General features: G+C 56.6%; 19 protein-coding genes. 3 read left to right on the plus strand and 16 right to left on the minus strand.

Going from position 1 to position 24,295, the window contains the following annotated elements:
• Window positions 1-331 precede the first annotated feature (331 nt).
• From addA to ABIE48_RS21720, 4 genes are all read right to left on the minus strand, one after another.
• Window positions 332-4,402 carry a helicase-exonuclease AddAB subunit AddA gene (addA, locus tag ABIE48_RS21705; RefSeq protein WP_192715708.1) on the minus strand — a complete coding sequence of 1,357 codons (4,071 nt, stop codon included), beginning with the start codon at window positions 4,400-4,402 and terminating at the stop codon, window positions 332-334.
• Window positions 4,383-7,913 carry a helicase-exonuclease AddAB subunit AddB gene (gene addB / locus ABIE48_RS21710; RefSeq protein WP_192715709.1) on the minus strand — a complete coding sequence of 1,177 codons (3,531 nt, stop codon included), beginning with the start codon at window positions 7,911-7,913 and terminating at the stop codon, window positions 4,383-4,385. Before addB ends, addA begins: the two co-directional genes overlap by 20 nt.
• A gap of 303 nt (window positions 7,914-8,216) precedes the next feature.
• Window positions 8,217-8,594: an ArsR/SmtB family transcription factor gene (locus ABIE48_RS21715; RefSeq protein WP_192715710.1), complete on the minus strand. Its 378-nt coding sequence runs from the start codon at window positions 8,592-8,594 to the stop codon at window positions 8,217-8,219.
• A 2-nt stretch (window positions 8,595-8,596) separates the two neighbouring features.
• The gene (locus tag ABIE48_RS21720; protein ID WP_089548220.1) at window positions 8,597-9,022 is read right to left on the minus strand and encodes an SRPBCC family protein; all 426 of its coding nucleotides are present in this window, start codon (window positions 9,020-9,022) and stop codon (window positions 8,597-8,599) included.
• Window positions 9,023-9,293: 271 nt separating this feature from the next.
• Between ABIE48_RS21720 and ABIE48_RS21725 the strand changes: the two genes are divergently transcribed.
• Window positions 9,294-10,385, plus strand: coding sequence for a hypothetical protein (locus ABIE48_RS21725; protein WP_354519637.1), 1,092 nt, complete (start codon window positions 9,294-9,296; stop codon window positions 10,383-10,385).
• Between the two features lie 258 nt (window positions 10,386-10,643).
• Window positions 10,644-10,964: a MazG nucleotide pyrophosphohydrolase domain-containing protein gene (locus ABIE48_RS21730; protein ID WP_116229490.1), complete on the plus strand. Its 321-nt coding sequence runs from the start codon at window positions 10,644-10,646 to the stop codon at window positions 10,962-10,964.
• Between the two features lie 214 nt (window positions 10,965-11,178).
• Here ABIE48_RS21730 and ABIE48_RS21735 read toward each other — a convergent pair whose 3' ends face one another.
• Complete coding sequence (locus ABIE48_RS21735; protein ID WP_192715711.1) at window positions 11,179-12,303, minus strand: hypothetical protein; 1,125 nt, start codon at window positions 12,301-12,303, stop codon at window positions 11,179-11,181.
• Window positions 12,304-12,471: 168 nt separating this feature from the next.
• Window positions 12,472-13,842, minus strand: coding sequence for a class I SAM-dependent rRNA methyltransferase (locus tag ABIE48_RS21740; RefSeq protein WP_192715712.1), 1,371 nt, complete (start codon window positions 13,840-13,842; stop codon window positions 12,472-12,474).
• A 148-nt stretch (window positions 13,843-13,990) separates the two neighbouring features.
• Here ABIE48_RS21740 and ABIE48_RS21745 point away from each other — a divergent pair, with 148 nt between their 5' ends.
• Window positions 13,991-14,962 carry a Na/Pi cotransporter family protein gene (locus ABIE48_RS21745; protein WP_192715713.1) on the plus strand — a complete coding sequence of 324 codons (972 nt, stop codon included), beginning with the start codon at window positions 13,991-13,993 and terminating at the stop codon, window positions 14,960-14,962.
• Between the two features lie 64 nt (window positions 14,963-15,026).
• Here the strand turns inward: ABIE48_RS21745 and ABIE48_RS21750 are convergent, their stop codons facing one another.
• From ABIE48_RS21750 to grpE, 10 genes are all read right to left on the minus strand, one after another.
• Entirely contained in the window at window positions 15,027-15,455 is a 429-nt protein-coding gene (locus ABIE48_RS21750; RefSeq protein WP_192715870.1) for an NUDIX hydrolase, read from the minus strand.
• Window positions 15,456-15,577: 122 nt separating this feature from the next.
• The gene (gene mtaB / locus ABIE48_RS21755; RefSeq protein ID WP_145023540.1) at window positions 15,578-16,918 is read right to left on the minus strand and encodes a tRNA (N(6)-L-threonylcarbamoyladenosine(37)-C(2))-methylthiotransferase MtaB; all 1,341 of its coding nucleotides are present in this window, start codon (window positions 16,916-16,918) and stop codon (window positions 15,578-15,580) included.
• Between the two features lie 2 nt (window positions 16,919-16,920).
• Window positions 16,921-17,685, minus strand: a complete 765-nt coding sequence (locus ABIE48_RS21760) for a 16S rRNA (uracil(1498)-N(3))-methyltransferase (protein ID WP_192715714.1) — start codon at window positions 17,683-17,685, stop codon at window positions 16,921-16,923.
• A 117-nt stretch (window positions 17,686-17,802) separates the two neighbouring features.
• Window positions 17,803-18,492 carry a site-2 protease family protein gene (locus tag ABIE48_RS21765; RefSeq protein ID WP_192715715.1) on the minus strand — a complete coding sequence of 230 codons (690 nt, stop codon included), beginning with the start codon at window positions 18,490-18,492 and terminating at the stop codon, window positions 17,803-17,805.
• Window positions 18,492-19,466 carry a 50S ribosomal protein L11 methyltransferase gene (gene prmA, locus ABIE48_RS21770; RefSeq protein WP_192715716.1) on the minus strand — a complete coding sequence of 325 codons (975 nt, stop codon included), beginning with the start codon at window positions 19,464-19,466 and terminating at the stop codon, window positions 18,492-18,494. The genes ABIE48_RS21765 and prmA overlap by 1 nt, the downstream gene beginning before the upstream one ends.
• Before the next feature lie 137 nt (window positions 19,467-19,603).
• A complete protein-coding gene (locus ABIE48_RS21775; RefSeq protein WP_145023533.1) occupies window positions 19,604-19,801 on the minus strand; it encodes a YfhD family protein in 198 nt (65 codons plus the stop codon).
• Window positions 19,802-19,868: 67 nt separating this feature from the next.
• On the minus strand, window positions 19,869-20,237 hold the full coding sequence (locus ABIE48_RS21780) for a hypothetical protein (RefSeq protein WP_192715717.1): 369 nt from the start codon (window positions 20,235-20,237) through the stop codon (window positions 19,869-19,871).
• A 233-nt stretch (window positions 20,238-20,470) separates the two neighbouring features.
• A complete protein-coding gene (dnaJ, locus tag ABIE48_RS21785) occupies window positions 20,471-21,589 on the minus strand; it encodes a molecular chaperone DnaJ (RefSeq protein WP_105444488.1) in 1,119 nt (372 codons plus the stop codon).
• Between the two features lie 112 nt (window positions 21,590-21,701).
• Window positions 21,702-23,555 (minus strand): molecular chaperone DnaK, encoded by a 1,854-nt coding sequence (dnaK, locus tag ABIE48_RS21790; RefSeq protein ID WP_192715718.1) that lies wholly within the window; start codon window positions 23,553-23,555, stop codon window positions 21,702-21,704.
• Window positions 23,556-23,621: 66 nt separating this feature from the next.
• Window positions 23,622-24,245, minus strand: a complete 624-nt coding sequence (gene grpE / locus ABIE48_RS21795) for a nucleotide exchange factor GrpE (protein ID WP_145023529.1) — start codon at window positions 24,243-24,245, stop codon at window positions 23,622-23,624.
• Window positions 24,246-24,295: the final 50 nt, after the last annotated feature.

Genomic DNA, 24,295 nt, shown 5'->3' on the forward strand with positions numbered 1-24,295 from the left:
TCCCTCCTGAACTTGCTTTCGCGCAAGCCGTGAACCCAGACGGATTCATGCCGTGTATGGGTCACACCTAAAAATGAAAACACCTAACCAACGATCCATTCCTAAACCCGATCGCGTCTAAGAATACAATCAAATTCTATTAAACAATCGATTCTATTAAACTATTGACTCTATTAAATATCGATTCTAAAAAACGATCAAACTGCCATTTTAAAAAACGATCAGATCGAAGAAATCTATCAACCGAAGAAGCCTATCCAATCGAAGAAATAACAAATCAAAAAACACATGTCCTATTTAAATTAAATCTATATGAGCTTTGAACACTCCACTACAGCAACACGGACTGCTTGGCATCCACAAAGTACAGCCATTTCTCCTGAACCGCCTCACCTAATATATCTTCCAGCGCCCGGGCGTACAGTTCCAGCTGAAACCGGTAGCTCTCCGCCAGAGCGGCTATTCCGCCGCGGTGTTCCAGCACCCGGTCGGTTTTATAGTCGACGATGACATATTTACCGTCCTGACGGAACAGGCAGTCGACGATCCCTTGAATGAGCACCACTTCGTCCGAAGCCCGGGTCTCTGCATCCGATGCCTTCATCGGTATGATGTTCCCCTCGTTAAAACGCTCAGTCGCAAGCAGCGCTTGGTGCGCCTCATGAGCCGGAAGACCGTAGCTGAAAGGCATTTCCCTCGACACCCACTCCGCCGACTGCAGTCTCTTGCCGATATCGCTGTCAAAAAAGGAGGCGATTTGCTCCGGCTCCACGATCTCCGCCTGCGAGCTTGTAAGGATCGCAAGGTCGACCAATCGCCGCAGCGTCGCTTCCACGACCCGCAAATCTACCAATCCCGCATCCAGTGGGATGTGCTGCATGACGGTATGGTACACCGTTCCCCGTTCCGTAGGACTCATCCGGCTCTGCTCCATAAATTTGGGCCGGCGCAGGGCAAGCGTGCCTGTCTGCTGGGAGGCAGGCAAACTTTGCTCCCGCCGGACCCGGGTCTCCTCGACCCAGTCCAGGGTGGGCCCGTCCTGCAGGGCAAGCAGCTTTTTCATTTCGGTCACGGACGTTTTGGCCGAGAGCCGGCTGGCGGCAGCATGCGGGTACTGCCAGTTCAGCCGGGCAGATATTTGGTCAGGTGACAGGAAAGGACCACCATCCCGCTCATCGCTTCCCGGGAATACCGTCTCTCTACGAAGAAGCGAGTTCAGCTTGCGCCGGCGCTCCGGCGTCGATTCTTCCGCTTCCTCCCAGCCCCCAAGTGCCGCCAGCGTGAGATCCTCCGTGGAGAGGATCGAAATGCGCCAATCCGCCGGATCGTTCTCCAGCGCGGAGGCCGTCTCGCCTTCCAAACCGCCGAGCTCGCGCAGCTTGGCGGCCGCAGGATGGCGGATTAGCGCAGGCCCGACCCAGTCGAGGTAGCTTCTGCCCCTTGCCAAGAGGTAATCGGGGAGCATCAGCTCCGGCCGGCTCTGCACCTGGGCCCAGGAGGACACCTTTTTCTCCAGATCCTTCACCGTCCCGATCAAGATCATCTTTTCTTTCGGCCGGGTCAGGCCGACGTAGAGCACCCGCATTTCCTCGGCCAGCAGCTCAAGCTGGGAACGGCGGCGGATGGCCAGGTTCGGAAGCGTCGGATAGCTGACCCTCTTCTCGGTATCCACAAATTTCGGTCCGAAGCCGAGCTCCTTATGCATCAGGAACGATGCGTTCAAATCCTGCTGGTTGAACATTTTGGACATGCCTGCCAAAAACACGACCGGAAATTCGAGGCCCTTACTCTTATGGATTGTCATTATCCGCACTGCGTTGTCCCGGCTTTCAGCCGTACCTGGTCCGCCCAGATCCGATCCGTTGTCACGCAGCCTGGAAATAAACGTCAAAAAGCGGAACAGTCCGCGGGAAGACGTCGTCTGTTCGAACTGGACCGCCCGGTCGTGCAGCGCCTTCAGATTGTCCTGCCGCTGCATTCCTCCGGGGAGGCCGCCTACCCAATCCAAATATCCCGTTTCCCGGTACAGCAGCCAGATCAGATCCCCCAGACCGCCTTGACGGGCAATATTTCGCCAGCGTTCCAGCGAAGCCAGGAACCCTGCCAGCTTCCGCTGCAGTTCCGGAGAGAGGCTGAATTCCTCATCCACTGCTTCCGTTTGTTCCGCCCACTCCAGGGCGGCGGCACTTTCAGCGTAGGCAGGGAGCGTCCCTTCCTCATCCGGAATCGAAATTGAATCACCGGGCTCCGCAGACGCAGGAACCGTCCCTCCTGCAGCCGCCATGACGGCCTCATAGAACGTACCCTTCCCGCATAACCGGACCTGTGCCAGATCTTCCTCGGTCAGGCCGACGATCGGCGAGCGCAGCACGCCTGCAAGCGGAATGTCCTGCCGGGGGTTATCGATAATCTGGAGCAGGGACAGCATAATTTCCACTTCGGTCGCCTGGAAATACCCCTGATTCTGCTCCCCGTCGGCAGGGATGCCGAGCTGGCGCAGCTCCTCCATGATCAGCGGCCCCCAGATATAGGCGGACCGAAGCAGGATGACCATGTCGCCGTAACGGACAGGCCGCATCGCTTTGGTCTCCTTGTCGAACACCTGCATCGGCTTAGGCGATGTGTCACCCATGAGCGCGCGTATTTTTTTGGCAATCGCTCTGGCCTCAAGCTGGGCTGTCTCCATTTCGGCGGCCTCGCTCTCCTGGATCAGACTTCCGTTGTCGCTGTCCTGAGGCTCTTCCTCAGACGCCTCCCCGCCTCTGGCCTTGTCAATCAGCACCAGCTCCGGCACGTACGGAGACGGCCCTGACGCCCCTTCAGGCTGGGCTTCCGGATAAGAAGCTCCGTAAACGAGCTCCGCCCGCTCATCGTAGCTGATCTCCGCCACCGTCTCATTCATCAGCTGGCGGAACACCATGTTCACGGCATGCACCACTTCCAGCCGGCTGCGGAAGTTACGGGCAAGGTCGATACGGATGCCGCCGCCCTCGGCGGAAGCATACCTGCGGTACTTGTCCAAGAACAGGCTCGGCTCCGCCAGGCGGAAGCGGTAGATGCTCTGCTTGACGTCGCCGACCATGAACCGGTTCCCCGGCAGCTCGCGCGAAATCAGCTTGACGATATCTTCCTGCACGCTGTTGGTGTCCTGATACTCGTCCAGCAGCACCTCGTCGAACTGTTCCTGATATTCCATGGCCGCGTCCGAAGGGAGCGGCTGACCCGGCACCGAATCCGGGTGCCGCAAAATTTGCAGGCAGTAGTGCTCCAGATCGCTGAAATCCACCGCGTTTCTTCTCTGCTTTTCATGAAGATAGCGGTCGCCGAACTCAATGACGAGCTCTGCCAGCTCCTTCATGAGCGGCGCCGCCCGGTGCAGCTCGGCCAGAAACGCATCGGCCGGCCGGCCGAACAGCGCCCCCTTCAGATCCTGCACCGTTTTCTTCACCGCTTCCCGCAGCTCCTTGACCCTTTCCTGCAGTGCCGGGTCGGTCTCCTCCTTGCGGCAGCTCTTCAGCTTGCTGAACGACACCGTCTGAAAACGTTCGAACAGCTCGTCCCACGGACGGTTGTCCAGCGCATCCCTGAGCGACTGAACCACTTCCAGATCCGCGTTCAGATTATCCAGATAGGGCCCCGGTCCTCCGGGCAGCAGTGTCAGACGCCGGGCCTGCTCCAGCAGTCCTTCGGCCCCGGCAAGCGCCAGCCGCGCATCCTGAAGGATGCTCTTGACCCACTGGCTTTCGCCCAGACTTGCCGTATCCGGCAGCAAAAAGGACTCGGCCATATCCCGCAGCCACTGATCGGGCCAGGAGTGGCTTCGTGAGAAATCATAGAGCCTCTGCACCAAATGGTGGACGGCATCGTCCGTACGCTCACCGCTGAACCAATCCACCAGCGCGATAAAATCGCTGTCCTCCGGCTGCTCCCCGTATTTCTCCTCGAACAGCTCCTCCAGGATCTCCTGGCGCATCAGCTCGGCTTCATTCTCGTTCAGGATCCGGAACCCCGGATCGATCGGGATCATCTGATAGTACCTGCGGATCACTTCAAGACAGAAGGAGTGAAGCGTCGTGATGGAAGCACGCCCGAGCAGGGACAGCTGCCGCCGGAGATGGGTATTCTCCGGATCCTTCTCCAGCTGCCGGTCCAGCGCGTCGCGGATGCGCTCACGCATCTCGGCCGCAGCCGCCTTAGTGAACGTGGCGACAAGCAGCCGGTCCACGCTGAAGCCCTGCTCCTCATTCAAAATTTTCCGGATGATCCGTTCGACCAGAACGGCCGTTTTCCCTGAGCCTGCCGCCGCCGCGACCAGAATGTGATCGCCGTGAAGCGAAATCGCCTTCCACTGATCGTCGCTCCACATGCTGCCTGCCGGCTTTTCAATTTCGATCATGCGCATCTCCTCCTTGGCGGCTGGACATCATTTCCCATACCTGCGATTTATTTGGCTTGCCGAGCATATGGTAATGGTTGCCCTCGACATTTTCGTCAAACTGGCACACCGGCTTGAACGGACAGAACGTGCATGCCGTCTCCTGCTGGATGCGGTAAGGCTCGATGTCCACGTCCCCTTCGGTAATTCTCGTTCCGATCCGGGTGATATTGTCCCTGACGGAAGACAGCAGCGTGTCCCACTGATCCGGCGTTGCGACCGATGCGGAGCTGTAGAAGCTTCCGTCCGATTTGACGGCAACCGGAAGGATGGATGAATGGCCTTTGTCCAGAGATGCGTCCATTTTGGATATGACGTCGCGGTCGGCCAGCAGCAGCCCCTTCATTTTAAACCGTTTGAGCAGCTCTTCCGCCGCCTGCTCCATCGTCAGCCCGTTGCTCGACTGCAGGATCGGATCATGCACGTGAAAATACAGCGTTCCCGCCGGCAGCGCCTTGCTGCCCAGCCAGTGCTCCGCATAGGTCAACAGCACGTCCAGATAGGTCAGCATCTGCAGGGACAAGCCGTAGTACACCTCATGAAGCCGCAGGTCCTTCTGTCCGGACTTATAATCGATTACACGCAGCAGCAGTCCGTTTTCGCCTTGGGCCATATCCACCCGGTCGATTCGCCCGATGACCTCCATCACCGTTCCGTTCTCGAGGGAGAAGGCCAGCGGAGGCAGCGGTTTACCCGGGCCAAAATCCAGCTCCAGGCCGACCGGCTCAAAGCTTCCCCGCCGTGCCTGTTCGCCCAGAATGACAGAGGCGCGGCTTACGATACTTTTGAGCTTGCGTGAAATGTAGCCGTAGCGCTTGCTGCTCATCAAAATTTCTCCCTGCAACATCGGAGCGAGGCGCTCTACAGTTGTTTCCGCTTCGCGCCGGCACTCTTCGGCGGTCAGGCTTCCCCAGCTCCGCTTCTGTTCCTGCAGCCGCAGCGCCATTTGGGTCAGCGCCGCGTGGAACAGCTGGCCGATATCCGGCGCCTGCAGGCGGTACAGCTGCCGTTCGCGCAGCTTCAGCCCGTGTGAAGCGAAGTGTGAAAACGGGCAAGCCACGAACCGCTCCATGCGGGACACGCTCGTCCGGATTTTGGCACCGTACAGCCTGCGGCTGGTCTGCGGCTCCAGCTGGCGGGTATCGTTGCGGTAAAATAGCGACCGCAGCAGCATATCCAGCGCCCCCTTCCATTCCCGTTCCCGGATATACCAGTTGTACACATCCCACCACAGCTGCGGGATTTCCGCGCCCTGCTTCCATTTGCGCAGCTGAATGATCAAATGGCTGAGGCTCTGGCGGGGGTGGGACAAATACGCAAGCAGCTCTTCTTCCCGCTGCTCTGCCGATGGCTGCGCCGACAGACGGCGAACCGGCAGACCGGGGAACATTTTGCGGACATGTCGCACCACTTCGGACGGCAGCAGCTCCTTGCCCTCATCGTCTGCGGCCGGATAGCTGACCCACACATGCCGGCTGGCCGAGGTCAGAGCGTTGTAAATCAGGAACCGTTCGTCGAGCAGCTTGCGCGAAATGCCAGGCGCCAGCTCCATTCCGGTTTGCGACAGCAGGGAGCGCTCCTGTTCGGTCAGCACCCCGTCATCCTGAAACACGGCCGGGATGACTCCGTCGTTGACGCCGAGCAGAAACGCGTACTTTACGCCACCCGTCCGCGTCCGGTCCATATTTCCGACCAGCACCTGATCGAGCGCAGGCGGAACGAGGCCCAGCTTCAGTTCGCTCAGCCCCGTTTCCAGAATGCCGGCAAACAGCTCGAAGGCCATCTTCTCCGTACCCATCATTTCCACAATCTGATCCAGCAGCTCCAGGACCGCATCCCACAGCTGGCGGTGTTCCCTCGCCGCCTCCGGGCGCCCGGACTCCAGCGCTTCGCGGCTCCACAGGTCCAGCTTCTCGGGAATGTCGGCTTCCTCGAGCAGACGGAAGACCGCTGTGCTGAGCTCCTCGGCGCTGCCCGCCTTCTTCACCCGCTTGCCGAAGGCCAGCAGCGGCTCGCTGACCACCCTCCGGCAGTGCTCCATCAGGCTGAGAAGCTGCTCTCCGGATTTGCGTCGCTCTCCGCCGTTTTCTTCCAGGGACAGGCTCGGAACAGCCTTCCACGGGCGGCCGTCCGTCCAGCGGTATCCCTGAATTCCGCAGGCGAGGGCGTAGTTCTCCAGCACGTCCATATCCTCCCGCCCCAGCGACCCGTCCAGCGGAAGCAGCAGGTCGCTCTTGATGCAGCGGAATACGTCCTCATGCCGCCAGTTCCGGCGCACGACATCCAATGCGGAGCGAATAAACTCCACCAGCGGATGGTGCAGCTCGCTTCGCTTCTGGTCGAGAAAGAACGGAATGCCGTAGTCCCGGAACAGGGGTTCCACCAAATGCTCGTAATCGCCCAAATTACGGACGAACACGGCCATTTCGCGGTATCTCGCCCCTTCCTCCCTGGCCAGGCGCAGCATCTCCCTCAAAGCCCCTTCCACTTCGGTGCGCCGGTTCTCGGCCGCATAGAGGGAAATCCCTTCGGTTTCCTGAACCTGATCTTTCTCCTGCCCCTTCCAGGGAATCCGGCGGTCATAACCGCGCTCTAAATGAGCAAGCCGCGGGCTGAGGCGGAATTTGGGCAGGTCCGATGCCGTCAGAATCGAATCGTTCGTTTCGATGCCCAGCTCCTCGGCCATTCCTCTTAGCTTGATGTAAGTCGTGGCGGTCGGGTGAAACAGGTCCAGCTCATGCGGCTCCATGCTGCCGTGGTACGGCTTGTCCAGCGTGAGCGCAATGGTGACCGATGACGCATGGGCCATCAGCTCGCGAACAACCCCGTATTCCTGCGGAGTCATCCCGTGGAAGCCGTCGATCCATACGTCCGCACCTTTGACATAAGACGAGCTGCGAATCCCTTCGGCCAAAGTGACGAGCGTATCTTCATCATCTATATAAAGCGGTGATATTTCCTGTTCAAAGTCGCGGTACACCGTCCATAAATCCTCCAGCTTATAGCGCAGGATCGGCGCGGCCGCCTTCTGCTCCGTCAGTTGGGTCAAATGCTCTTCCAGCACGGCGGAATCTACGCAGTACCGCTTGAGCTCGGTATACAGCTCGTTCAGCTTGCCTATGAAACCCAGCTGGTCACCGGAGGCACCGAACAGCTTCAGCTCCTCTTTGCGGCGCTGAATGATTTTGTACAGCAGCATTTTTTTGCCTTCTTCGCTGATGCCGACTCTCGCCGACCCGCCGGTCTCCTGCATCACCCGGTACGCCAGGCGCCGGAAGCTGAGAACCTGCGCGCGGACGCTGCCTTTGACAGCCCCTGATGATACCAGGCTGTGCTCCGCCTGGAATGAGCCCTGCTCGGGAACAAGCAGGATCATCGGACTGCCCTTAGGCTCTGCTTGCAGCCGGGACGTAATCTCGCTTAGGATCGCCGTCGTCTTGCCGCTACCGGATCGTCCGATCAGAAAATGAACCGACATGGTGTTGCCTCCTTCGTATGTAAACCTCGAAAACTATTAAATATAAGTATAACACAACCTTTTTTGAAAAGAACGTATGTTTGCGGAACTGTAAAAAGGAGGCACTTACCGTTTTTTACAATTTTCCAGATACGATCAAACCGAAGGAACGCCGTTTCCCGGCATGCCAAACAGCGGTACAGGAGGAGGTGATCCTCTTGTACCGCTGTCTCTTGTTTTGCTAGATTTTTACGAATGCTAGTTTCCAGCCTTCCGGCGATCATGCAGGGATCATCGTTCAGCATAGAGAGATTGAATCACCGGCTAATCTTGTTCCTTCTCCTCTTCCACAAGGGTTAGCGGGGCAGGGAAGCGTTCGGAACCATCCGACTCCACGAAGTGCTGCAGGGCTGCCATCTTGTTCTCCCAAAAGCGTTCAAAATAGGAGTACCAATCCTTGAGCTCCTGCAAGGGCCCCGGATCCAGCCGGTACCTTGTCTCGCGGCCGACCTTCCTTTCCTTCACCAGTCCTGCCTCCGACAGAATCCGCAGATGCTTGGAAACCGCCGTCCGGCTCATCGGAAAATGGCTGCTGAGAACCGTTACGGGCATCTCCTGATCGGACAGCAGCTTCAACAGCTGGCGCCGGGTCGGGTCGGCCACGGCCTGGAATACGTCGTGCTTGGACGCAGTCGCCGTCATGCTTATGCCTCGACGTATCTGCCCAGCTTCTGGTGGAGTCCGGCCCAGCCTTGGTCCATCGTCTCGCGCACGATCGTATGCGGCTGGTTGAACTCGGTCACTTGGTCCGCGCTCCAGCCGGAGTGAATGAGCGTTACTTCCGTTTTGCCGTCCAGCTCCTTCAGCTCGAAAGCAAGCGTCCAGTCCTTGCCCCAGCGGAACGCCAGCCGGTGCGGCGGATCCACTTCGGTCACCTTGCACGGCGACATGCCGTACGGACCGGCATTAATGTGAAATTCGTGGCCTACGACGGGCTGCATGTCATTGGGCATGAACCAGGCGGACAGCCCTTCTGGAGTCGCCACCGCCTCCCACACTTTCTGAATCGGAGCCTGGAATACGCCGGTGTGGCGGATATCAGGCAAAGCATTGTTTGTTGAATTTTCCATGTATAAATACCTCCATATGCAGTCAATCAACCCGGTTTACATTCGAATGTGAAACCATTTGGTTTCACATGGATTATACGAAACCTTTTGGTTTCATGTCAACCCCTTGTCCTTCTGCGGCCTGTAAGCCGGAATCCAACGAAAAAAGGAGCCTTTCGGCTCCTTATATTGCTATTATAGCTCATATTCCCAAAAACAAACAGTCTACCATTTTTCACCTGACATTCTATAATGAGGACGTTCCCACTTTAAGGCAAAGGGAGGAAGTACGGTGGATATCAAGGATTCTTCAAGCTCGTCTGAAAATCAGCCCGGTACGGTCGGTTCAGCAAGAGCCGCTGCAGCGGACTGGGTGATGCACCAAGCCTCAAAGGAAAAAGGATTTATGGGTGCTTATTTCACGGGTTCCACGATCGGAATGCCGGAAGATGCCCCGATGTCTCCAAGCTCCGATATCGACGTGATGGTCGTGTCCGAACTGGCGGAGCCGCCGTTAAAACCGGGTAAGTTCATATATCGGGATACCCTGATCGAAGGCTCTTACATCTCCCTATCCGAGCTGTCCTCGGTGCAAAAGGTGCTCGTCTCGCACCATCTGGCAGGCCCGTTCCGGGTGAATACGATCATCTCCGATCCCCATAGCCATTTGCATCGCCTGTATTCAGAAGTATCACGGCATTTTGCCGATGAGGTTTGGGTGCGGCAGCGGTGCGAAAACGTCCTGCAGCAAATCAAGCGGTCTCTGCTCGGCCTCGACTTGTCCCTGCCGCTGCATGACTTGTTCACATCCTGGCTCTTCCCTACGGGCATCACCACGCATGTGCTGCTGCTCGCCGCCCTGAAAAACCCGACGGTGCGGCTCCGTTACGCAGCCGTCCGCGGCGTATTGGAAGATTACGGCCTGAGCTCGCTGTACCCCGAGCTGCTTCGCCACCTCGGCTGTGCCGATTTGGAGCCGGAGCGGGCGTTGCAGCATGTCAGGTCGCTCGAGCGTACCTTCGACACCGCGGCTGCCGCCGCCAAAACGCCCTTTTTCTTCAGCAGCGACATTTCTCCGGTTTCCCGCCCGATCGCCATCGACGGGAGCATAACGTTAATTGAACAAGGATTCCACCGTGAGGCGGTGTTTTGGATGGGCGCCACCTTCGCACGCTGCCACAAAATTCTCGCCGCAGACAGTGATCCGAAAGTGCAAAAAGAGCTTGCCCCCGGTCTGGAAGCATTTCTGGCCGATCTCGGCTTTCACTCCGTCCAGGACTTCAGCGTGCGTGCCGCTGCGGTCATCGACTTTTTGCCGGAGGTATGGCGCGCGGCGGAAACGATCATGGCGTCCAACCCTGAAATTACCGGCCGTTCCACGTGATCTCCTAGCAGCCTAAGGGGCGCTCCAAGTGAATTTTTTGCTGTCTAAGATCCATGAATATTAGTTCTCTAAGGCTTAATGTTCGGATTTCCCTTCCTTTCTATGATTTTTCAGCCTATTTAATGTGTACCAAAATGTAAATAATGGTTTTTGCCCTCAATCCAGCCTTTGAATAACGCACCAACTTCTTGCCTCCATCCCTTATACTTAAAGAAGTGCCTATCACTAGAACATGAATTGCAAGAGGAGGCGGAGTCTGTGGATGTGAACGCATTTCAGCAGTGGGTCAAGGAGTATTATGAACAGCGGGGCTGGTCGGAGCTCGATATCTTTATCCGGATCGGCTTTTTGGCGGAGGAGACCGGCGAAGTAGCCCGGGCGATTCGGGCGCTTGAAATCGGCCGGGACCGGCCGGATGAGGCCGTGGGTACGTATGACGAGCATAAGCAGGAGCTTGTGGAAGAACTTGGCGACGTGCTGGGGAATCTGATTGTGATCGCCAACAAATACGACATCGGACTGGAGGACATTTTTGCTTCCCACCGGGACAAGCTGGTCCATCGCTATAAGCAGGAATGATAGTAACCCGGACAAAGCGAGAGCTTTAGCCTTGGAATTGAAAAAAGCACGCTGTTTATATAGCCTGGGTAAAAAATTCAAAAATCCCTTTTCGCATCCGGCGAGAAGGGATTTTTAACATTTTGGTGTTTGGGGTTTGGGGTTTGGGGTTTGGGGTTTGGATAAATGATACGCTGATCATCGAATGCATCATCATTTTGCCTCGCATGGCATATTACTTACCGCTATAATAGACCGGCAGCTCCGAGCGGTTGGCCGCCAGCCACAGCCGGTTATCCTTCGTCCAGCGCAGCGGATAGCCGACGCCGGCTTTGAGCGCCTTCCCTTTCAGAATATCGACAATCCATACGTCGCGATTGGCCAGTTGGACCGCATACAAACCGGAGGGATTCCCGGTTGCTGCGATAAAGGCGGTGATGTCCGTTTCCTTTGCGACCCTTGCGTGCTGAGCCAAAATTCGCCTGGCCGCGGCCGGCAGCTTTGGATCGGCTTCGTAGGACGCCCCCTCCCGGTTCAGACGGATATGAAGAACGCCACGGGTTCTGCCCTCCTTATATCCGTCAACAGGGACCGTAACGGTCTCGTTATCGTTCCAGGCTAAAGGATAAATAAAAAGGAATCCGTCGCTGTGTGACAAATAGCTCGCTCTCGGCCGGTGGAGCAGCTTGTTCCCGTCCCGGTCCAGCACAATCAAGTCGGCATCCGGACCAAACGTGTCGTCCGAAGCTACCAGCAGCGCTACACGGTCGTTGTCAGGTGATGCGGATATACCGTAGACCGGGCGGGCGGACTCGTACAGCTCCTGAGCCGCTCCGGATCGGGAATTTACCCGGTACAGCTTCAAATGGCCGTTGACGGCATAGATCCCGTGCTTGGCAAGCCGGTCCGCATATTGAACCTTCAGCCCAAAATCGTTCGTAAACTCCACCTTAGGCGGCGCCCATTCCGGCTGGGATAGCACGCTTATCGAACCGTTCTGCTGCAAAATCGAAGGCAGCCTGCCACTCAAGCTGTACACCAGCATCCCGGGCCCATTTTCCTCCTCATCGTCCCAAACGGGTTGATACGATGTTAAGGAATCAAGCGGCCACTCCTGAACGGTCGTTCCGTCCCGGTTCAGAAGGCGCACGCCATAGAACGGCTCCTGCACCCCGATCGGACCGATGGCTCTCTGTTCTAAATTCGAAAAGCCTGCAGCGTCCCGATATTGCCCCGGCGCCGTTTGGCTAACCGGGTTTGCGCAGCAGCCTTCCGAATGGTTGGCAGCTGGTGAGGTGCAGCCTGAGGCGGCGATTGTTAACATCATCAGTGAGGTTAATACGATGATTGCTTTTTTCATTACGTCACCCCGTCGTATGCTGAATCCCTTTTTTTGGAACGTCCTACTTCCTAGACGCTAACAATCCACCGAAGGTTACGCTTGCTTCTTTTTCAGATGAGCTTGCCGCTGCGAAAACAAAAAACCTTTCCGTCCATCACGGAAAGGTTTGGTTTTTTAAGATCGAAGTTAAGCCCTGCTGCGAACTTCAAATACAGCAAACTTGAGGTAGTGGCCTTCATCGACGCCGAGAATTTGCGGGTGGTCCTTGCCGGCCGCACGCCATTCGATCAGGCGCAAAATTTTGCCGGCATCGGCTGCCGCTTCCTGGATCGTGGCCAGGAACAGGTCCGGGCGCATATGGTACGAGCAGCTGGCCGTGACGAGGTATCCTCCCTCGTTCACCAGCTTCATGCCGTGCAGGTTGATATCCTTATAGCCGCGGCAGGCGCCCTTCACGGCGCTTTTCGTCTTGGCAAAAGCCGGCGGGTCCAAAATAACGACGTCCCACGTCCGGCCGCCCCCTGCGGTCATTTTCTTCGAGGTATCGACCTTCCCCTCGTTCCCTGCGGCCCGCTGCCGCCGTTCCTCCACACCTTTGACCTGTTCGCGCAAATACTGGAACGCGTCGGCCACAACAAATTCCACGCGGTCCTCAAAGCCGTTCAGCACGACGTTTTCCCTGGCGCTCTCAATCGCGTGCTGGGAAATATCGAGGCAGGTGACCTTCTTCGCTCCGTACTTGCAGGCATTCAGCGTGAAGCTGCCCGTATGCGAAAAGCATTCCAGCACCGTGGCCCCGTCCCAATAAGGGAAGGTGACGACTTTGCCGCTTTTGTTGACCGGAAGGCTGACGCGCTGCCCGTCCTGCTCTACTTCCTGCAGCGTAATCCCGCTGCGGCCTCCCCAGCCGGTCATCAGCGGAGCGATCGAAGCCCGATTTTCCCGCTGGTCGAAGAAATAGCCCGTTTTCTGGCCTTCTTCAATGTCGACCTTCACGAACAGACCGTTCTCCGTCACGGTCACGTGGCGCGGGCATTCCCCGTACAGCGGTCCCTTGGTCTGCTCAAGCCCTTCCAGCTCGCGCACGGGAACGTCGCTGCGTTCATAGATTCCCTGCGGGCTCAGCACCTCGACCAGCGCGTCGACGATGTCCGTACGGTGCACGTCCATGCCCAGCGTCAGCAGCTGTACGACCAGCACATCGCCGAAGCGGTCCACGATCAGCCCGGGAAGAAAATCAGCTTCCCCATACACGAGGCGGTAAGCATTGTCTCCTTTCAGGAAACGCTCCCGGTGCTCAAGGCAGCCGCGGAAGCGTTCGGCAAAGAAGGCACGGTCCATCGTCTCGACGGGATGGTACGAGATGACCCGCACCGTAATTTGCGAGGCCGGATTGTAATAGCCCGTGGCCAGGTACCGCCCTTGATGATTGACCACATCCACGAGGTCGCCCGGCTCCGGGCTGCCCTCCACCGAGGCAATTTCATTGTTGTAAATCCAGGGATGCCCCTGTTCCAGCCGCTTCTTCCGGCTGCGCTCCAATACGACCGATGCCAATCGATTCACTCCTTCAACGTTTCAAAAATGATATATGGATTCCGGCAAGTCCCCGGCTGAAGCCCCTCCTGGAGTCATGGTTGTCCAGGGTTGGACATATACGTAATTATGGTTGACTCCATAAACAACCCCAAGGAGGACGTACCACGTGTTTCAAACTGTCGTGTTTCCCGTCGTGTACGGGTTTGTTATTTTTATGGCCGGCATGAAGGTGATGGAGGCAGCCCTCGGCAAATGGGCGGGGCCCCTCCTGTCCGCCTTCCTGCAAAAGGCCACCGCTTCGCCGCTGAAGGGGCTCCTCTTCAGCACCGGCATCACGGCCGTCCTGCAAAGCAGCACCGCCGTCACCGTCATTACGATGGGCTTGGTCAATGCCGGGCTGCTGACGTACGAACGCACCCTCGGCATTATACTAGGCAGCAACATCGGCACCTGCCTGACCACCGAGCTGATCGGCCTGCAGATCGGACGGATCGCCCTGCCGCTCTTGACCGTCTCCCTGATCGTATGGGCGGCCGCAGTCATTTTCAGCGAGAGCTCACCGCCGGGAATCAGCCGCATTCAGCACCTGATGATGCCCGTCCAGTTTCTGTCGCTGGCCATCGCCGGTTTTGCCCTGGTCATGCTGGGCATCCGCGTCATGCAAAAGATCGGTCCGGCCCTGGAGCAGTCCGGTCTGTTCGGCTGGTTCCTGGACCGCGCCGCCGACAGCGTATGGTGGGGCATTGCCGCCGGCGCGGTACTAACCGCCCTGATGCACAGCAGCGCCGCCGTCATCGGCCTGGCTATCGCTCTGGCCTCCTCGGGAACGCTGCCGGTCGACGTCGGCATCGCCATCGTGCTCGGCGCGAACGTCGGCACCTGCGTGACCGCGGTTCTTGCCTCCATCGGCAGCACGGCCTCTGGCCGATTCGTCGCCTGGACCCATGTGGTTCTGAACGTCGGCGGAGCCCTCGTCTTCATGCCCTTGATTCCGCAGCTGCACTGGGCCGTGGCGGCCATCACCGGCAGTGAAGGCGCGCAAATCGCCCACGCGCAGACGCTGTTTAATGTGATCAGCTCCCTGGCCGCTCTGCCTCTATGCTACCTGCCGATCTGGAAAAAAGCCGCACACGCCTGAGTGTATAGCTCACACTTAAGCGCTTGGTAGGAGGACAGTTCCTTAGGCCGACCTAAGATAAGTCTTAAACCTCGATGCCGAGCAGGGACAGCCCTTTCCGCACGATCCGGTCATTATTATCATACCCGTTCTGATCCTGCCGGAGCCATGCCTCACGCGGCTCATACCAGGCCACACCGCTGATCTCCTCCACCTGAGGACGATGCAATCCGCCGACCGCCTCCACCAGGTAATAATGGACTTCTTTTTGAACCTGGCCATGAATCGGATGGTTGTACGTATACTTAATGATGTCCACGGGGGAAATGATGCTGCCGATAATGCCTGTCTCTTCCTCGATTTCGCGCAGCGCGGTCTGCTCAACGGTTTCGCCCGGCTCCATTTTGCCTTTGGCCATCGAAATTTTGCCGTAGCGGTCCAGAATCAGCTGAATCTCCAGCCGGCCGCCGATGCTGCGGAACACGACGCCTCCTGCCGATATTTCCTTCCTCATCACCCGCTCCTCCTCCTCATGCCATAGTACAAACAAGGATTTCACCTCCGGTGCTGCCGGAAATGAAATCCTTGCCATTCGCCCAAGATCCCGCAATGCACAGGGACCTTGCTATATACAAATTAAACCGCTTGTCCCGGTCTTTCATCCAGCACACGCACCAGCTGGCCTTCGCACTCGTGAACGCCGGCTTTGGTCAGCTTAACGCGGCACAGCTTGCCTTGCAGGTCTTCCGGACCGTCAAAGATCAGCTGCAGATAGTTATCGCTGAAGCCGTGCATTTTGCCCGGACCATGGGTTCCTTTGGAAGTGCCTTCCGGAATGACGTCCAGCACCTGGCCGACGAATTTTTGGGCATACGCCAGCTGCATCTGCTCGGACAGCGCGATCAATTCGCGCACCCGCGCATGCTTCACTTCCTCGCTCACCTGGTCGGTCATCCGCGCGGCTGGCGTGCCGTTCCGCTGGGAATACGGGAAGACGTGCATTTCCGAGAACCCGATCGCCTTCATCAGCTCATAGCCGTTCCGGAACATTTCGTCCGTTTCGCCCGGGAACCCGACGATAACGTCCGTCGTAATGCCGACATCCGGCATCGCCTGGCGGATCAGCTGCATTTTGTTGTAAAACTCTTCTGTCGTATACTTGCGGCGCATCCGCTTGAGCACGGTGTCATCCCCCGCTTGCAGCGGAATGTGCAGGTGGCGGCACATTTTCGAGGAACGGTTCAGCACGTCGAGCATCCGCTCGTCGATTTGGCTAGCCTCGATGGAGCTGATGCGTACGCGTTCCAGCCCGTCCACCTTGTCGAGATCCCACAGCAGGTCCGACAGGCGGTAGCTGTCCAGGTCATCGCCGTAGCCGCCTGTATGGATGCCGGTCAGGACGATTTCCTTGTATCCCGCTTCCACCAGCTGATGCGCCTGGTTCACGATACTCTTCGGATCCCGGCTGCGTGAAAGCCCACGCGACCATGGGATGATGCAGAACGTGCAGAAGTTGTTGCAGCCGTCCTGAATTTTCAGAAACGCCCGGGTTCTGTCGGCAAAATCAGGCACGTCCATTTCTTCAAATACGCGCGTCTTCATAATGTTGCGGACCGCATTGATCGGCTCGCGGGACTGGCGGATTTGATTCACGTACGGAATGATTTTGTCCCGGTCCTGGTTCCCAATGACGAGGTCAACCCCGGGAATGTCCAAAATTTCGGCCGGCGAGGTCTGCGCATAGCAGCCCGTCACGGCGACGATCGCTTCCGGATTTTGGCGCACGGCGCGGCGGATGATCTGCCGGCTCTTCTTATCGCCTGTATTGGTTACGGTGCAGGTATTAATTAAATAAACGTCTGCGTTTTGTTCGAAATCAACCTGCTCGTAGCCTTCATTTTTAAACAGCTGCCAAATGGCCTCTGTATCGTAAAAATTCACTTTACAGCCCAACGTATAAAATGCAACGGATGGCATATTCAAGCTCCCCCCATTTCTCCGGATTCATAAAGTATGCAGGCCAGGGCAACCATACCCGCCGTCTCGCAGCGCAGGATTCTCCGTCCCAGGCCGATGCTGACCGCGCCGGCTTCCTCCGCCGCCCGGCACTCCTCTTCGCTGAAACCGCCTTCCGGTCCCACGATCAGAAGCACCTGCAGGTCTGCGGCAGCGCCGGTCTTCTCTATCCAAGGCTTCACTGCATCCCGCAGCTGAAGACCGTGTTCTTTCTCATAGCAGAAATATACCGCATCATACGCCGAAAACGAAGCCAGCAGGTTTTTCCAATGGATCGGATAACCGACCTCGGGCACCCGGTTGCGGTGGCTCTGTTCAGCCGCCTCTTTGGCGATTTTGCTCCAGCGGACGATGCGCTTCTCTTCCTTCTTGGCATCGTACTGCACGATGGTTCGCTCTGATAAAAAAGGAACAAATGCCGCCGCACCGATCTCGGTGCATTTCTGGATCACCGTCTCCATCTTGTCTCCTTTAGGGAGGCTCTGCGCAATGGTGACTTTAACCCGCGGCTCCTGGGTCATCGCCAGCATCTCGACGACAGCGGTGGTGACAACCCCTTGGTCGATCGACCGGATTTCCACCAGCGCTTCCCGCTCGCGGCCGTCGCTGACGATAAAGGTGTCCCCTTCTTTGCCGCGCATGACCTTGGCGATATGCCGTGCATCCTCACCGGTAATCTCGACGGTATCGCCTTTAAACTGCTCCTGTGATACAAAATATCTCTGCACCTTTATCAACATCCTATTTCCAAAATCACAAACTTCATCATACAACTTTTAGGTTCGCATGACCAGACCCTATTCAACAAGCGAATACGGCCTCGAACGTTCGCGTTCCCGCTCCGATTATATCGACACGCCGAACAATTTCAGGAAGGAGAACACGAACTGGTAGTTGATGCTGTTAGCCCACATGTATAGCGGACTGATCGTATACATCTGCAGCACCGGAATGAACAGAATCAGCAGGAAAATAAAGATGGACCACTGCTCAAACTGCTGCAGCTTAATCCGTACCCGCGGCGGAACGATATCTTCGACGATGCGGTATCCGTCCAGCGGCGGAAGCGGGATAAGGTTGAATAAGAACAGGAAAAAGTTCATGAAGCAGAAATAGCGCAAAAACGTCGTGATCGCGAACAGCAGCCTTTCGTTCGTAATCCCGTCCAGCGCCCCCGTTGCGATCAGGAGGGCGTAAACAAACGCCCCGATGATACCCAGAACGAAGTTGCTCAGCGGCCCCGCCGCCGACACAACCACGCCCATGAGGCGGGGATTTTTGAAGTTGTCGCGGTTGACCGGGACCGGTCTGGCCCAGCCAAACCCTGCGATCACCAGCAGCAGGACGCCGAGAAAATCGAAGTGAACCGCCGGATTCAGCGTCACCCTGCCCAGCAGTTTGGCTGTAGGATCTCCAAATTTATAGGCAAAATACGCATGCGAAAATTCATGCACCGTAAAGGCGATCACCAGCACGATCAGAACGAACGGAAGCTCTTCCAGCGGAAACCTGAGAATATTGTTCAGAAAATCCATCACGACCTCTTTCTCGCGACAAAGGCTACCCAGTCTTCGTCACGGCAAACGTCCTCGATCTCAAACCCGGAGTCCTTCAGCGCCTGCTGAACGACGTCTTCCTTATTTTTGTAAATGCCTGAGGCGATGTAGACTCCTCCCGGCTCGAGTGCACGGTACACGTCGTCGATAAAGAGCAAAATGATTTCGGCCAAAATGTTGGCGACGATCACTTGGACCGGCAGGGTAACGCCCAGATCTTCGCGCTGATCACCGCTTAACAGGGACAGCAGATCGCTTTCCTTGACCGTAATCTGATGATCCAGCATGCCGTTCAATTGGCTGTTTTCCTTGGCGCTCGACACCGCCACCGGATCCAGGTCCAGTGCAAGCACATGCTTCGCGCCGAGCAGGACGGCCCCAATGGCCAGAATACCCGATCCCGTTCCGACGTCGATGACTTCCTCCCCGCCCCGGATGACCTTCTCCAGCGTGCGCAGGCAGAGCGCCGTTGTCGGATGGGTTCCTGTGCCGAACGCCATTCCGGGATCGAGCTCGATGATTTTTTCCGTCTCGATAGCCGGCGTGTAGTCCTCCCAGGTCGGCTTGATCGTCAGACGCTCCGATACCTTCAGCGGTTTGAAGTAAGCTTTCCAGGCGGTAGCCCAATCGTCCTCATTCACCGTCTTGAGCTCATAGCGCAGCTCTCCCGTGTCGATGCCGTACTCATGCAGCTGCCCGATCCGTTCCTTGACCTCGGCAATGATCTGCTCCACTGGGGACTCTTCGGAAAAATAACCTTTGATTTCCGCCTGTCCCTCCGGAATATCGTTGAGAGGCATCTCGTACCATTGCCCGAACGACGTATCCCGTTTCTTGTTCAGGGTTCCCGACTCTTCGATGGATACGCCGCCGGCGCCGGCCTCATGCAAAAAATTCGAAATCATTTCCACGGCTTCTTCCGTGGTATGTATTGTAAATTCATGCCATAACATAATTCGTTAAATTCCTCCTCGACCTATGCATAAGTACCATTGTACTATACATCGGCGGCCGAGTACAAAATTTAGGGCTCCCCGCTAACAAAAAAACCGCAGGTCCGCATCGCGCTTCCCCACGGTTTTATGCATTCTCAATCTTCATCCGTCCAGCCGGTATCCATTTTGCGGAGCTGACGCTCGTCAGCCTCCTCGCTGCGGCGGAGCGCTTCCACATCATCCGCATCGGCCAGAGCGCCCGAGAACTCGACGTCCTCGTTTTTCATCGACATCAGTTCCTTGATTTTTTCCGTCTTGGTCATGATTTTGCCTTTTTTATCGCGGCTAGCCATCAAGCTCCCATCCTTTCCTTGAACGAACTATTCACCTTTAGAAAATGTTACGGTCCCACTTTCGCGCCTAGACGAAGCCGCCGGCTTCCTCGACGATTCTCCTTGCCTTTTCGAACGATTCTTCCTCGACCACAACGCTCAGAATGATATCCCGGCCGGTCGGCCCTCCCTGTCCGCCGTCGCTCATCCCGCTTGCGGACGGATCGGCTGCGGCCAAGATGGAGACATCCTTATCGCTGTATGTTGTGCCATAAGTCACAGACGTCAGGCTGGGCATATCACCCGTAAATGGGCCGGTGCTGTACATCGAAGCCCCCGGAAACCGGCTGAAGCGGTCGATGGACAGGTCCACCACCCGCAGGGCGCGCAGCTTTTTGGCTACGCCCTCGGCTTCTTCCGGACTTTTAAAATAGGCCAGAATGCTCTTTTCAGACACTTGCTTCACCTGCTTTTTATATGGATTAAGCGTTTACGGCTTCTCACGTGCGGTTTTAGGCTGTGCAAGCGCGGTCCCTTTTATGCGCAAGAAACAACCGGGGGTGGGAACTGGAAACGTCTATGGGTTTGCATGCAAAAAAAGCCCGGCCGTCACGGCCGGACTTTCTAAATACGATCCATCTTCCTGAAGGTTATCGGAAGACGTCTTACCTATATACTGCAATTACGCGGTTACTCCCCGCGGAACGCTTTTTTCATGCGGTCAAAAAAAGACTGCTCCTGCTCATGCGTCTGCTCGCCGTCCATGGAGGCAAACTGGCGCAGCAGGTCCTTCTGCTCGTCACTGAGCTTGCTAGGCGTAACGACGACGACCTTCACGTGCTGGTCGCCCTGTCCGATGCCGCGTAAACGCGGAACACCTTTGCCTTTGAGCCGGAAGAACGTGCCCGTTTGTGTACCGGCCGGAATTTTCAGCTTGACCTTCTCGGTCAGCGTCGGGATCTCGATCTCGTCGCCAAGCGCCGCCTGGGCAAAGGTGAGCGGAACCTCGCAGTAAATATCGTCGCCTTCCCGCTCGAAGAAGTCGTGAGGCTTCACGCGGATGACGATGTACAAGTCGCCCGACGGGCCGCCCCGCAGACCGCCCTCCCCTTCGCCGGTCATGCGCAGCTGGGCGCCGTCGTCCACGCCCGCAGGAATGCGCACGTGAATTTTGCGCTGCTTTTTCACTTTACCGCTGCCGTGGCAGGTCGTACATTTGTCCTTGATGATTTGACCCGTACCGTTACAGTTGGAGCAGGTACGACGGTTGACCATCCGTCCGAACGGCGTGTTCTGGACGACTTCCTGCTGCCCGCTGCCGTGGCAGACGGAACAGGTTTGCGGCTTCGTTCCCGGTTTGGCTCCCGAACCGTGGCAAGTGTCACAGTTTTCGGTTCTAGGAATGGTAATATCCGATTCCTTGCCGAATACCGCTTCCTTGAACTCGATCGTCATCGTATACTGCAGGTCGTTCCCCCGCTGCGGCGCGTTCGGGTCACGGCGTCCTCCGCCCCCGAAGAACATGTCGAAGATATCGCCGATGCCGCCGAAGTCTGCACCGGAGAATCCTCCGCCCATGCCCTGGTTCGGATCGATATGGCCGTACTGGTCGTAGGTCGCACGCTTCTGCCCGTCGCTGAGCACATCATAGGCTTCCTTAACCTCTTTGAACTTGGCCTCGGCGTCATCCGCCTTGTTCACGTCCGGGTGATACTGCCTGGCCAGCTTCCGGTAAGCTTTTTTGATATCATCATCCGAAGCGTCCTTGCCGACGCCCAGGACTTCATAATAGTCACGCTTTTCAGCCACTCTTCCACCCCCAATATTTCAGTCATGCTCCGGTTCATGGACAAAAGGAAAGCCAAAGCAGCGGGATGCCCCGGCTTTGACTTCCCTATTCCTGAACATAACTTTCTATAGGTTAACCTTGATTTTTGTCCTCGTCAACAACCTCGTAGTCCGCGTCAACGACATTGTCCTTCTTCGCGGAGCCTGCTGCGCCGTCGGTATTGCCTTCGCCGCCTTGAGCCTGCTGCGCTTGAGCAGCCTGCTCATACAGCTTCACAGACAGCTGCTGCACGATTTCGGTCAGCTCTTCGGTAGCGGATTTGATCTGCTCCAGGTCGTCGGAGTCGATAGCCGCTTTGACTTTATCCTTCGCCGCATTGGCCTTTTCGACTTCGGAAGCGTCGACTTTGTCGCCAAGGTCCTTAATTGTCTTTTCTGTGGAGTATACGAGCTGGTCGGCGTTGTTCTTCGCTTCGATCAGTTCTTTACGCTGACGGTCTTCCTCGGCATGCGCCTCGGCGTCCTTCATCATGCGTTCCACTTCGTCGTCGCTGAGACCGCTCGAAGAAGTAATCGTAATCTTCTGCGTTTTGTTCGTTCCTTTATCGGTAGCCGATACGTTCACGATGCCGTTGGCGTCGATGTCGAATGTAACTTCGATTTGCGGTACACCGCGAGGTGCTGGCGGAATGTCGCCCAGGATAAAGCGTCCCAGCGTTTTGTTGCCCGCCGCCATTTGGCGTTCGCCCTGCAGTACGTGGATTTCAACGCTTGGCTGGTTATCCGCATACGTCGAGAAAATTTGTGATTTGCTGGTTGGGATCGTCGTGTTGCGCTCGATCATTTTCGTAAATACGCCGCCTGCGGTTTCGATACCGAGGGAGAGCGGAGTTACGTCGAGAAGCACGACGTCTTTGACGTCGCCTGTCAGCACGCCGGCTTGCACCGCGGCACCAAGGGCAACCACTTCGTCCGGGTTAACGCCTTTATGAGGCTCTTTGCCGGTCAGACGCTTGATCGCTTCCTGTACGGCCGGAATCCGCGTGGAACCGCCGACAAGGACGATCTTGTCAATGTCGCTGGAGCTCATGCCCGCATCGCTGAGCGCTTGACGGGTTGGTCCAAGAGTGCGTTCCACCAGGTCGGCAGACAGCTCTTCGAATTTGGCACGGGTCAGGTTAACCTCCAAGTGCTGAGGTACGCCGTCCACAACCGTAATAAATGGCAGGGAAATCGTCGTCGTCAGAACGCCGGACAATTCCTTTTTCGCTTTTTCCGCAGCGTCTTTCAGACGTTGAACTGCCGCTTTGTCCTTGCTCAGGTCGATGCCTTGGTCCTTCTTAAACTCGCTTACGAGGTAATCGATGATCACTTGGTCGAAGTCGTCGCCGCCGAGGTGGTTGTCCCCGCTCGTCGCTTTAACTTCGAAGAAGCCGTCGCCCAGCTCCAGGATCGAAACGTCAAACGTACCGCCGCCAAGGTCGTATACGAGGATCGTTTGATCTTCCGCTTTTTCCAGACCGTAAGCGAGAGCGGCAGCCGTCGGCTCGTTGACGATCCGCAGCACTTCCAGACCGGCGATTTTACCGGCGTCTTTGGTCGCTTGGCGCTGGCTGTCATTAAAGTATGCCGGAACCGTAATAACTGCTTGGGTTACCGGTTGGCCCAAATAAGCCTCGGCGTCGGATTTCAGCTTTTGCAGAATCATTGCGGAAATTTCTTGAGGCGTAAACTCTTTGCCGTCAATCGTTTCCTTATGGTTTGTACCCATGTGGCGTTTGATCGAAATGATCGTACGGTCAGGGTTCGTAATGGCTTGGCGCTTTGCCGTTTCGCCGACGATGCGCTCGCCGTCTTTCTTGAAGCCGACAACCGAAGGGGTTGTACGCGCGCCTTCCGGATTCGGGATAACGACAGCCTCGCCGCCTTCCATGACGGCTACGCAGGAGTTAGTCGTACCAAGGTCAATACCGATAACTTTACTCATGTATGGTTTCCTCCTCTGGGATATAAGAAATGGTGGATCAATACTTATATGTTAAACAGCAGGGATTTACATGCTGACTTTAACCATGGCTGGACGAAGCACTTTGTCCTTCAGCATATAGCCTTTTTGCACTTCCTCAACAACGATGCCTTCCTCGTATTCATCGCTTTCCACCTGCATGATGGCTTGATGATATTCCGGATTAAACGGCTCGCCGACGGTAACCATAGCCTGCAGCCCTTCCGCTTGTAGCACGCCTTCCAATTGGCGGAAAATCATGCTTACGCCTTTCGTAAAGGACTCCATTTCGCTGCCTTCGCCGGCAGCGGCGAGAGCCCGTTCGAAATTATCCACGACAGGCAGCAGCTCGGTCACCAGTTTAGTGGATGCATACTTGGCCAGGTCCTCTTTTTCCTTCTGGGTCCGTTTGCGGAAATTGTCGAAGTCGGCCTGCGTACGGATGGCACGCTGCTGATAATCGTCAGCCAGCCCCTGCAGACGCTCCACTTCGCTCTTCAGAGCAGCAGGGTCCAATGCTTCATTCTCCGCAGCCGTCCCTTCAGAAGCATCCTCCGAAACTGTCTCGCCAGCTTGGCTAGCCTCCGCCTCGGCTGTATGTTCATTCACTTCTTCATTTGTTTGTTGGTTCAATTCGTTTTCACTGTCTTGAAATGGTTGGTTTTCTTTCAAGATGTCTTCACCTCCTTGGTAAACTGATCATGCTTTTGTTCATCGGTTCA

Source organism: Paenibacillus sp. OAE614 (assembly GCF_040546645.1).
Taxonomy (GTDB): domain Bacteria; phylum Bacillota; class Bacilli; order Paenibacillales; family Paenibacillaceae; genus Paenibacillus_AQ; species Paenibacillus_AQ favisporus.